Raw genomic sequence first — 12,864 nt, 5'->3', positions numbered from 1 at the left:
AAAGACTACCGTATAACTGCCCGGGGGCAAGCCCGTGAAATTAAATTGGCCATTCGCGTCGGTCATCATAACGGCGCCAGACCCTGTATAGGGGGCTCCCTGCACGCCATTTACGCAAGTGAACAGGGAAACCGTTACATTCGGTACTCCCACTTCGCCACCATCTAACTGTCCATTACCATTGGTGTCTTCCCATACGGTACTGCCTAAGCTGGCGGGCAGATAGATGCCTGCATCAATGGTGTAGTTTGTTTCACCGCTACCCAGTGTAATGATGTCAGTCTGCCCGTCATCGCCGGCGTCGCTGTCTACCGTGTCATCCATGCCCGCATTATCAGCAGGGGTGATTTCGTAGCCACCAGGAGTAATGAACTCTACGATAAAGTTAGCAGGGCCGAGGCTGTCAAACAGGTACAAGCCATTTGCATCCGTCATAGTGGTCTCGATCAGGTCGCCGTTTTCTGTCAGCAGGTTCACGGTTACGTTTGCTACCGGCGGCTCGCCCATTTCCTGAATACCGTTGCCATTGAGGTCTTCCCAAACGTAGTCGCCCAGCTCACCGAGAGGTGGGTTAGGGTCACACTGCGGTGTAACCGATGGGTAAGTCACAACAGTAGAGTCTAAAACCTCTGCCTCAAAGCGGAGGCGAAGCGAAGGCCGCAGTCCATCATCGACCAGCTCCCAAACACCATCAACCAGCTCCCAGCCCGGCCAGTCAACAGGAGTACTGTTATCCAGAATGGTGCCTGGCCAAAGCAGGGTACCAGACAGTGGCTGATTCATTAGTACGCTGACTACGGTATCAACATCCGGATCTACCCAAGTGACGGTAACCCCGGTTCCGGGCGTAAAGCCAATAGGAGAAATCTCGTAGTTGACGTTGATGTAGCCATCTACGCAAACCTCTTCCGTTTGAATATCAATAGCCGGAATAAAGAAGCCTGCATCCACGTCCGGGTTGTTGTCTCCGGCATTTAAAGTATAAGTGATGGTATTGCCGGTACCCGCATCGGCGTCGCTATCGAGGGTATCATCGCCACCTGCGCCCTGTGTGGTAGGTACCAGTTCGTTAGGTGTTGTAAAGTTGAGCATGTAATCGCCAGGGAACAGGCCGGAGAACATATACATGCCTGAACCGGTGGTGGTCGTACTTGCCGTGAATGGATTGCTATTCAGGTCTATACCAGAGATACTCACTTCGGCACCTGCAATACCCGGCTCTCCGGTATCCTGAATACCATCGTAGTTGAGATCTTCCCAGACAAAGTCACCGATTTTGGCGAAAGCCAGGTAGTAGTCTTCCACCTCCCCGTCATTGGCGGGGCCGGTAGCACTTAAGCCCCCAGCCGAACTCAGCCGAACGCGTACGAAGGTTTCCAGGTTGGGGAAGGTAGCGGAAGCGGGCACATCAAAACAGTAGTTTGTGGTATTCGTTCCAGTTCCAACAATTGGCTCGGTAAAGGCTACTTCTTCGCCGCTGCTAAAGCTGCCGTTGCCGTCAAAGTCGACCCACATCTGCAGCGCGGCAAGGCTGCCGGTATTATTGGTTGCGGTAACTTCCACGCAGGCTTCGTTGCCCGGCACCATTGGAGTAATGAAACGGATGCCGTCTTCGTCATCGTTGACACACTCACTGAAAGAGGCTTCGCCCATTTCGGTTTCCACCCCGCTGCCATCGTCACCTCCTGTTCCGGCACCAGCGGAAGGCGTACCGTCCACGCCTGCTTGTGCCTCAGGCGAACCATCCAACTCGGAGTCAACGCAATCTCCCAGGAACAGGTCGTCATGAATGATATGGAAAGCGCCATTCTGACCCAGTGTCGTACCGTAGGTATCCGGCACATCTCCGAAGTCCCGGTCGCGCGGGCCTTCGAAGCTGCTCATATCCATGCAGCTGTTGTTGAAGGAAGCAGTCACTTCGTGTAATTGCCCATCGCAGGTTTTCGTGAAGGATGCCAGGGTCTGCGCTACCCCATCCGCCCGGTTGGGCAGGTTTAGCGTTTGAGTAGCCGGGTCAAATGCGGAGTTGCCGGAAATACTAATATTCATATTACCCGTACCGTTATAGTAGGTACCGATAACGTTGACGGTGTAGGTGCCATCGTCCCGGCAGTTGTCTTCAATTTGGATATCGGTAATCTCCAGGTAGCAAGGTTCATTGAAGCGGCGCTCACCGGCGCAGGTACCATCGATCATATCGCCCATAGGGTTAATGAAGCGGGCTTCGATATCAAAAGACTCGCCGTTGCAGATTAGTCCGTTGAAAGTGAAGTTGTAAGTGCCATCTTCCGCAATGGGGTCAAAAATTTGACTTTGCGGCGTTCCATTGTCCATAAAGAACACCTCAAGGCGTGTTCCGGTCCCTGTGGGTGCACCGCCAATTTCCACCGTTCCGGTCAGGTCGTAGGTCAGATTGCCCATGCCATCATCTGAGCACGCTGTGGCATTGATATTCGCAAGGTTGAGGGTCGCGGGCGCTTCCACCGTACCAAAGGCTTCGCAGCTGAGATCAATATCATCTTTGACTTCAAACATCAGGTCGCCACCGGATATTGGGAACGGCCCGAATTCATCGCCTACAGGGTGTTCTACACCATAGTTCAAGTTAGGTACGATGTCAATTTCTTCTCCAGCAGCATTCATCACCTGTAGGGTAAAGGTGCCGCTGTTATCTTGCATATCAGATATTTCCTTATTGACCAAAAGTGTCCAGGTATAGCGGTCGTCATTGACCTGAGCTGTATTGCGGTTATCACAGATCACCATTACCTCTGGGAAAAGCTCACAGTCTGTTGCGGACAAGCCTAAGTCCAGGGTTGTGTCAATATTCTGTCCCACCTGTGTCAGTAATGGTGTCACGTCCGTCATAAACATGGTAGTCTGATCGGCATCGCTGTCAATCGAATCGTCACCACCAACATTAAGGAGAGTTGGCATATTAACAGGAGGGACCAGTCCTAGAGGGAAGGTCGTTTCATCAAAAACAGCATAATACTGCCCAGCGCTCAGGTTAGGGAACAAGTAGTATCCAGGCTGTTCAAAATGGTCATCAGCCGTCAGTTTTGTTCCAATAAAAACGTCATCGCCACTGCCCGGGGTGGCATCTTTAGTTCCCACCAGGCGATAGAGGCTTACTTCGACTCCATTGATGCCAAGGCCCGAGTCTTCATTTTGCAAACCATCCCCGTTATCATCAGACCAGACATAGTTGCCAACCGAAACGGTGTCAGGCTTAATAACGATGCCGACCTTATTAGGCTCTGCGATGAGGAAAAACTCTTCGCCAGGTGTATCTGTACGCCGCCCCTGATAAGCCAGGGAATTCCAGGCGATTGCATCAACCGGTGCTTCAACAGGTGACTGTGTTCTAAACTCTATTTCCACAGAGGCTCCGGGCCCCAGCGGGTCAGGCAGGAAGAACTTTAGGGCCTGCGTTTCCGTAATGTCTACAGGCGGAGTAGTGCTCCAGAACGGGCCAGTACAGCCACTGGGCTCAAATGGTGGGCTAAATCCGCCCCGGCAAGGGTTAAGCTCTATAGAATATTGTACTGTTGCATTCATCGGTACAGATACAATTTCTACAAAATTGGTTCGCCATTCACTCTCGCGGTCAGCTGGAAAGGAGATCGCTCTGTCCCCGATATAGGGCAGAATGTCAATGATGCTAATGTCTTTTACTGCTACATTACCCGTATTCTGAATAATCAGTTTCCAATCTGCGATACCGCCCTGGAAGGTCTGGCCGATACCATTAAGGTTATCTAGTGTGGGGTTGGGGCCATTGGGGTTAAAGAAAATGAAATCGGTATCACAGTCTCCTCGGACCCCTTTCCGTGAGGTGGTTTGCACCAAAGCATTAACGGTAAATGTTTCACAAGCCTGAAGTGGCAAGTCGGTTCGGATATCACCTCCGGTACCCGTAACGGTAAAGCAGTTTTGCAGTGGGCCCGGAGGGAATCCTTGTGGAATGGTTACATCATAAGTGATCTCATAAAATTCAGAATAACGGCTACCAGGGGCTGCACCGCTCAGGGTGTCCCATTCGAAGGTGAGGGTACGGTTACCGCTGTCGTATTCCATGCCATTATTATCAGCAGGAGAAAGCCCCCCACCATATTGGATGGTACCCGGCACCAAATCCAGCCCTACAGGGAGCGCATCAACAACAACAACATTATTCACATCAAGTGGCCCCTGATTACGGAAGCGCAACCGGAAGGTAATGGTATCTTGCGGGTCACCGATGGTGCCGTCCAGTGAGGCTTTTGTTAGATCAGTAGGACCCATTGGGGGGATGGTGATGTTGTCACCGCCCCCGGGCAGTGGTGCTTCAGGAGAGATATCCACATCATCGCCATCTATGTTAAAGGTATTATTGAGTGTAGAGCTTCCAGGGCCATCTGCGACCTCTGTGACCTCCACGGTATACTGTAAGGTATAAGTCTCACCACAGTCGTCACCACTCATAACATCAGAGCCTGGCAGATCAATACCGGTGAAATCCCAGGTAAGCGTATTAGCCATTTCGTTAAACGCAGGCGTTCCTATATCTGTGATATTAGAGCTATAAGCCACGGAGCCGGGCACCAGGGTGAGGCCGGCGGGCAAATTGTCTGTTACCAAGCCATTCACTAGGGGGTCAGGGCCACAAACATTAAAAGAAAGCGTATAAGTGACTTCCTGCCCGACAAAAAAGACGTTGCCGGAAGAAGACTTACTGGGCGACCCCGGTCCAACGGGAGGGATACGAGCAACGTTGGTGCCATCGTCACATACATCGCTCGGTAAGGGGTTGCCCTCGTAGTCTGCGGTGACTTCCACCTGTGGTACAATGCAGGTGTAGACCATATTGGGGCAAGATACATAGGTTGGGTTAGTGATCCTGGGGTTCGCTCCTGCTACAGCGTTGCCCTCCTGATCAATAGACAGTACCTCGTAAGCGATTTCGATCCCTCCGATGGGGCCAAACGCGGGAGGAACCGTCCCGTACTCGAAAGTCAGGTTTGTCAGGAATTCTCCTCCTCCAAGTGCGGGCGGAGCAAAGCCACCGGAAGAGCCATCCAGGGTGGTGTTGAAAGTACCCAGCGTATTTGGGCCTCCAAGGTTGGTTTCGTAGGTAACTGTTACCGGAATACCCGCGAATAAATAAGTGGAAGGCGCGATATTCGTTATGTCTATTTCCTTTGGAATAGTAATACTAGCTGTGAAATTGTCTACTTCCACGTTACCGGTCACATTCGCGTTAGCAACATAAACCCCCTCTTCCTCAATTTCAAAGGTACTCATGCTTACACCGCACTGTATGAGCGGATTAGGAGACGGCAAACTACCATTGAAGGTATCGGTATCATCGACATCAACCGGGCAATCGGAGATGGTTGTCCCATTCAGTTCTGCATCAATAGAAAAATTATCACTAAAGTCATAAGGAGGAGCGAGGAATTCCAACACTAAGGGAAAGGAAGTTGTCCCCGAGGCATTGCTCACGTCCCAAGTCAGGGTAGTACCAGACTGCATACAGCCGGAGCAATTAACCACATTAGTACTAATCGGAATCTCTGCTGTGAGCGTGGCATTATCCAACGCGATAAAGCCTGTCATCATGGAAGGGCTGATTGCCACCTGAAACAATGAAGTGGCCCCTGGCACACCAATAGTCACGGCATTCACATTCACATTCCATTCCTCATTCGGTGCACTTACCGTAATAGGCACCTCGTCATTGACCGGGCTATTGTCAGCGTCGTCAGCTGAGAAGGTCACCGAAGCCGGAATGACGGTACCATCACATACCTGGCCCGGAGGAATAATTAGTTCTAACGTCAATATCCCTGAAGCTCCTGCTTCCAGCGGATTTTTCATATTTATGCGAAAAGTAGGGGTCCCCATGACATCTACAATTTCGGTACTTAAGACTTCGGTATTGCCAAAAAAGCTAAGTACCTCAATACCGTTAGGCAGAGGTATATCGATAACGGGGTTGTCCGCATCTTCCACCAGGCTTTGGGTCGCGTAGGTAATGGTGTACGTGAAGGCGACTCCTGTTTCGGGGGTCTCATCGCTCACCAAAATACCAATATCCAAAATCAGCCCATTGGGCATGCTAAGGTTCTCACTTTCCTGATGAGAAGCAGTATTTTTTTGTACTGCACGCTCAGAAGAAACAAAAGAAATAAGGTCTGGACTAAGCGCTAAAAGAGTGGTGGCAAGCAGGGCAATTGCTGCGAATAATGTTAGAAGTGTTTTCATGATTGCTATGATTTGTGCAATTTTTTTCAGCAAAGTTCAACTTCTGCTGGTGTAACTAGGTCGAAACATAGAAATTCCCTCCTGATCAGGGAAGGGGTATCCGATTGTAAACCTGATTGGTATCTTCATTTAACAAGGACATATAAAAGAATATACCAAAAATCATGCCAATAACACCCCATTTGATGATCGGTAGGATCATACAGGGGGCAATAAAAATTTAGTGTAGTTTTCTGAAAGCGTCTACGCACTACAATGCAGCGCGCTGTTGATTAACCCAAAATGTATAAGCTTTGAAATGACAGCAATCCTAGTATTGAAACTTATCAATAGCCCGGGAGCTTTTCGGAAAGACCACCTTTTTCGGGTCGGGCACGTCATACAGACGTCTTTTCCCAAAAATGAGATTACCGCCAAAACAAGATCGTGTTGTTCAGAAGTGTGAATACAAAGTTAGACAGTGTGGTGGATACAAACCCGACAACATAGTATACAAACCCGACAATTTGCTTTTGAGAGCGTGTTGGAGCTTTAGTAATCGGTCTGTCCCGATGCACCGGGACACTTTTTTGCTTACACTTCGTCTCGAAAATCCTTCCCGCAAACTGCGGGACAGGCTATCTAGCTCAGGCTAAACTCCGGTTTTCGTGCCTCGTATAACCAAAAAATGGTTAGTTTTCGACTAAAAGACAAAAGTCCCAACACGCTCTAAAATGATCCGTAATTCTGAGATTAAGCACAAAGTCCCCCACCATCTTGTTACTTTAGAGGCAGTAGAAGACCCAATTTACCAAACCAAGCGTTCCTTACATTGCACAAATATCAAAAAATACTATACATACTGCTGGGGCTCCCTGTGTTCTTACCTGCTCAAATCTGGTCTGACTATGATTTGCTGATTAAGTCGGTTAAAGGCGAGGACGGGTTAACGAATCTATATGTGCACCACACCCGGGAAGATAAGCAGGGGTTTGTTTGGATATCTACAAATGGGGGCTTGTTTATGTATGATGGCAAGCGTGCTCAACCGGTCATTACAAAATTGGGTGAGAATTTATTCAGAGCAGGGCGGGCTTACGAGGGGCCCGGGCAATCTATTTGGGTGATCCGGAAAGGGTACCCGATATTATCCAATCAGCCATACAATGACGACGGATTTGCGGTTTGGAGCAGCGCACAACAAAAGCTATTATCTACCGACAGTATTTTAAACCAAACCGGCTTGCCGTTCCGGCAAGCCTCCCTGGAGGCTATTGCCGGAACGGATGAAAATGACATTGTTTTTCTACTCAGCGATGGGCGGATTCTCACCTTTGATGGTCAGTCTTACCACGAGCTGTGCCAAGTTCAGCTTGATACAAGATGTACTGATTTTTATACCGTTGGCCAGACGTTGTTACTCACTACAAAGGAAAAATGCCTGGCGATTGACTTACCCGATAGAAAAGAAAGACAACCACAGATCCGGTCACTCCCCCTTCTTAATCATCAGCCCTGTAGATATCAATGCGATACAAAAGACAGTACCACCCGGATTCAGTTTTATAATTTGCCAGGCGAACCCACTATCAATATACCGAAACTTGCAGAGATGCCTTTGGCAGTGGCCTATACTCCAAAGCAGTTATTGTGGATAGTCACCTCAAATGAGATAGCCGTTTATGCTCCTGCCCCTGGTAAGCCCGCTGCCCGTTACGAAAAGGTGACCTCTTCAGCGGTGAATTTATCCGCCTCTGTATTTCAGGAACTCAGGGTAGATCACGAGCAACAGCAGGCCTGGATTGCATCCGCAGATGGGGTCATCCTTATACAGTTGAAGCTCAGATGGTTCGAACCCTTTTACAGTTTCCAAGATAGTGTCATTGATCCCAGAGGGTTTACTTCCGATCCGCACGGTGTACTGTACTTCATTGAAAACTGGCTTTTCAAGTATGATACAATGGTAACGGTCGAAAATAAAGACATCCCTACTTGCTTACACTTGCGGTATGAAGATGGGAAACTTTGGTGTAGCCATTTCTCACCAAGAATTACCCAGATCAACCTCAAGGACCAAAAGCTTACTACATTTGAATACTCCCAGCAGAAACCACTGGACGCCACGACCTGGACACACCGGTCCAGCCATAGCGGCGAGTTATTCGTTGGCTCCACCAGAGGGCTTTTACATAAGTCAGCTACCGCAGACACGCTTGCTAAGGTTACCACAAAAACACCGGCTGACGAGGCTGAAATCCGGTATATCCATGAAAACCAAGCAGGGCTTTGGCTTTGTACGACTTCAGGTCTCTTTCTTTATGACGAAGAGGCCGATACCTGCCTGAGCTACCAGTTCGTTACCGGCCAAACAGCGCTTAACCACCTTTATGAATCGCCAGACGGTAGCTTCTGGCTCGCTACATTTGGCCAGGGGCTGTACCATTGGCAACCTGATGCCTCGGGTACAGCAGATCAATACAATTACCAGAAGGGGTTCTCTGACGAACAAATACTGGCTGTTTATGCCGATCAGAAGGGCTTTCTCTGGATGCCGACCAATTATGGCTTAATTCGGTTTCACCCGGACAGACAACAGCTTTATACCTTCACAACTGCAGATGGGCTTCCGAATAACGAGTTCAATCTATATTCCCACCATCAAATGGACGATGGTACGCTTGTATTCGGCACCGTAGCAGGCATTATTAAATTTGACCCGCTGCGAATCCCGGAGGGTATTGAAAATACCGCAAAAGTACAACCCACAAGCATTGAAAAAATAAAACCAGACAACCAACTGCAATCTATCCCTTTAGAGGTATCATCCGTGCGCCTGCGCCCTTCAGGCAGACAGCTCAACATACAGTTCGTGCTTTTGGATTACAGCTCCAAAGAGATGGAACATTTCGATTACCGTTTAATCGGGCAAAGCAATCAATGGGTCCCCATGCAGCGTTCCACGCTGGAGCTTTCGAGCATACCGCCAGGGCAATTCACCCTTGAGGTAAGAGGCCGAAAGGGTAAAGAAGCTTATTCGTCTTCCGTATACCGGTTAAGCATCAACGTACCGCCGCCATTCTACCAGACTGCGTGGTTCATCCTGACTTCGGTTGCTGCTTTGGTATTGTCTTCTTTTCTATTCTTCCGGTGGCGGACTCAGCGCCTGCGCAGAGAACGCCTTGAGCTACAAAAGGAAGTCCAAAAACGCACTCAAAAAATTCAACAACAAGCGGTTGCCTTACAAAAAATGAGCCAGATCAAGACTACGCTGATCACGAATATAGCTCATGAACTCAGAACGCCTCTAACGATGTCTTCGGGGGCTCTGCAGCTCCTGAGGAGTGGGCAGCACCCCAAACCGGAAAGTGGTCTAAGAACCATAGAGCACAACAACAAAAGGCTTATACACCTTATCACTCAATTGGTAGACGTTAATAAGGAAGAAAAAGGGTTACTGAAATTACAAATCGTGCCCACCGACCTGAAAAAACTACTACAAACTATACACCTCAGCTATGAAGACAGCGCCGTTATCCAACAGATCGACTACCAAATGCACCTGGATGAACGGCTAGCTCCATCCTACCTGGCAGACCCAATCAAAGTGGAATATATCCTCCACAACCTGCTCTCCAATGCCTTCAAATTCACCCCTAAAGGCGGGTCTATTACCTGTTCGGTAGCGCCAAGTCAGAACAGGCCGGGCATCGGTATAGAGGTAAAAGATACCGGGCCGGGAATTCCGGAGGCATTGCAGCCCCGAATCTTCGAACGCTTTTTTCAGGCAGATTCAACGGCGGGAGGCATGGGCATTGGCCTTGCTATCGTGAAAGACTATGTGGCTGCTATGGATGGTGAAGTCCAACTGGAAAGCAGCTCCGGGGCAGGCACCCTGATCAGGCTTTACCTTCCGTTCCATCCTGCTACCACCGATATAACGGCAACCGCAGCCACTCAGCCAGAGAACAGCTACGTGGCCGCCGCCTCTCGCCTAGTGGACGCTGAAAAAGAAAAGCCCTACATTTTAATCGTTGAAGACAACCCGGAGGTGCAGGCACTGCTCATCCTTGTTTTCCAGCACCAGTATGAATTGGCAACTGCGAGCAATGGCCAGGAAGCTCTGGATCACCTGAGGCATTCAGGGAGAGTACCGGCACTGGTCATTACCGACCTTATGATGCCAAAAGTAGACGGTATCACTTTCATAAAAAAGCTGAAAGCCGACAAGCAACTCCAGCTGGTCCCTATTCTTGTTATTAGTGCCAAAAACGACCCCTTGTTCAAAATCAAGGTCCTACATATTGGTGTGGACGACTATGTGCAAAAGCCGTTCAATGTGGAAGAACTAAGAGCGATTGCCAGCACACTGCTAAAAAATTCAGCTGCCCGCCTGAAGGTACAGACGGTTTCGCAGGAGCAAGAAGAAGCTACGGGGGTACCCTTAAAAGATAAAGAGTCTAAACAACACGAAAAAGAGTGGCTCGGTCAAGTTGAACAGGTACTGTGGGAAATGGTAGACAAAGGCATGGAGATGAAAATCAAAGACCTCGCCCAGGAGTTACACACGAGTGAGCGGCAGCTTCAGCGGCAAATAAAGCAGCTAACCGGCCTTACGCCACTGGAATACATCAATGAAGTGCGCTTGCAAAAAGCCAGGCAGCTCATTAGCGAAGGGGCCTATTCTACTGTTTCAGAGATCGCTTATCGCTTAGGCTATGCGTACCCCAATTACTTTTCCAGAGTATTTACAAAACGTTTTGGGCAGCCTCCTTCCCACTTTTTTAAAGACTAACCCCCTGCCGGGCGGAAACAGGTGTTACTATTCGGAGACTTAACGTCTACTTTATCGGCATGCACTGGTTTGGAAGCCTTTGCTTTCCTAATTTTGTAATATTCCACTCACTTAAACAAACACCTGATGGAAAAAATGTTATTGCTCACGCTGGCGGCTTTGCTTTTTGCAACAACTGGCGTGAACGCGCAAACAACCGAAGAACTGCAAGCTGAAAAAGCGGTCAAAAGCGCAACACTCGACTCCCTGAAGAAAGACCTGAAAGCACTCGAAAAGCAGGTCAGCAAGCTGGAATCCGATGTATCGGGCCTCACAGATCAGCTCACTCCTTATCCTCGTTGGAAAAAGGGCCTGCTCGGTAATATCGGTTTAAACTTCAGTACCTTTAACGATTGGCTCCCAAAAGACCAGCCCAGTACTTCTGCCGTCAATATTGGCCTGACCTCCACTGCTTTTATCAACGGCGACTGGGAACATGCTTTCTGGCGCAACAGTGCCAACCTGACCCTGGGCTGGCTCAAGTTTGACGATCGGGATAATTCCGAGGATAATGCTAACTTTCAGGTAGCTTCAGATAACTTCAACCTGGTTTCCCTCTATGGCTTCAAACTATCGCCAAAATTTGCTATTTCGACCCTGGGGGAATACCGGACTTCCATATTAGAAGGCAAACTGAACAATCCGGGCTATCTGGATCTTGGCGTGGGTGCCACCTGGACGCCCGTCACAGACCTCGTCGTTGTTGCTCATCCTCTGAACTACAATTTTGTGTTTTCTGATGAGGAATTCGACTTTCAGTCTTCCCTCGGTGCTAAAATTGTAGCCGACTATACCAAGACGATTGTCAAGGGCCTGAACTGGAAGTCCAACTTATCTGCTTTCCTGAGCTATGAGAACCAGGACTATTCTAATTACACCTGGGTAAACACTTTGAGCACTGCCTATAAAGGTATTGGTATCGGGCTGGATATTGGCCTGCGCAATAACAAGCAGGAGGCACTGGCTGCCGGACGGACTGACAACCCTTTACAGACCTACTGGATCCTTGGCTTGAGCTATGCGATTAGCTCCAATTAAACGCTGTCCCTAACAGGTAAAGAGCAACGCCAGGTGCAAGTTTTTGCACCTGGCGTTTTTTTTTGCCCCAGTTGTACAAAACCGGACTTCCATCATTCCACCCACTTCTTGGTTCCATAAGTATGACCTCCATAAATCAGAAAAGGCAAGCCTCTTCCGAGACCTGCCTTTCCTGATTTTCATTAAAGATGTAAATGGACCGGGAGGGTAATTACTCTTCCTCCTCAGTAGCCGCTGCAGATGTTGCAGCTGCTGCAGTAGCCGCTGCGGCTGCAGTTTCAGCACCTTTGCCTTTTCCGGAGCCACCACGACGACGGCGGCGACGGCCACCACCTTCGCTTTTGCCCACAGTGTATACTTCGTTGTAGTCAACAAACTCGATCATAGCCATTTCAGCGGCATCACTGCGGCGGAAGCCTGTCTTGATAATACGAAGGTAGCCACCCGGGCGTTCTCCGACTTTCTCAGCGATTGGACCGAAAAGCTCCGTAACTGCTGTTTTGTTTTGCAAATAGCTGAACACGACGCGACGATCGTGAGCACTCCCTTTCCGTGCCTTGGTCACGAGGGGCTCAAGATATACACGAAGCGCTTTAGCTTTGGCCAGCGTCGTGTTGATACGCTTGTGCTCAATGATAGCAGAAGCGAGGTTGCGCATAAGGGCTTTACGGTGCCCTTCCTTGCGGCCGAGATGGTTGAATTTCTTACCGTGTCTCATTGTAGAGATTGATTTACATCGTGACACCTACTTTTCGGGAGCCATTTCA

General features: G+C 49.2%; 4 protein-coding genes. 2 read left to right on the top strand and 2 right to left on the bottom strand.

The genetic code is table 11. The annotated features are described in order from the left end of the window. On the bottom strand, positions 1-6,249 hold a 6,249-nt coding region (locus RIC19_RS19565), incomplete at its 3' end, for an SdrD B-like domain-containing protein (RefSeq protein WP_350180050.1). Positions 6,250-7,060: 811 nt separating this feature from the next. On the opposite strand from RIC19_RS19565, the gene RIC19_RS19560 reads away from it, so the two are divergent. Both RIC19_RS19560 and RIC19_RS19555 read left to right on the top strand, forming a co-directional pair. Continuing rightward, complete coding sequence (locus tag RIC19_RS19560; protein WP_350180049.1) at positions 7,061-11,020, top strand: ATP-binding protein; 3,960 nt, start codon at positions 7,061-7,063, stop codon at positions 11,018-11,020. A 126-nt stretch (positions 11,021-11,146) separates the two neighbouring features. After that, positions 11,147-12,097 carry a DUF3078 domain-containing protein gene (locus RIC19_RS19555; protein WP_350180048.1) on the top strand — a complete coding sequence of 317 codons (951 nt, stop codon included), beginning with the start codon at positions 11,147-11,149 and terminating at the stop codon, positions 12,095-12,097. Positions 12,098-12,308: 211 nt separating this feature from the next. Here RIC19_RS19555 and rplQ read toward each other — a convergent pair whose 3' ends face one another. Beyond that, on the bottom strand, positions 12,309-12,815 hold the full coding sequence (rplQ, locus tag RIC19_RS19550; protein ID WP_350180047.1) for a 50S ribosomal protein L17: 507 nt from the start codon (positions 12,813-12,815) through the stop codon (positions 12,309-12,311). Positions 12,816-12,864: the final 49 nt, after the last annotated feature.

The organism is Phaeodactylibacter sp. (assembly GCF_040219495.1).
GTDB lineage: Bacteria > Bacteroidota > Bacteroidia > Chitinophagales > Saprospiraceae > Phaeodactylibacter.
The sequence above is the reverse complement of the archived record's forward strand: the minus strand, read 5'-3'. Positions and strand labels throughout refer to the sequence as shown.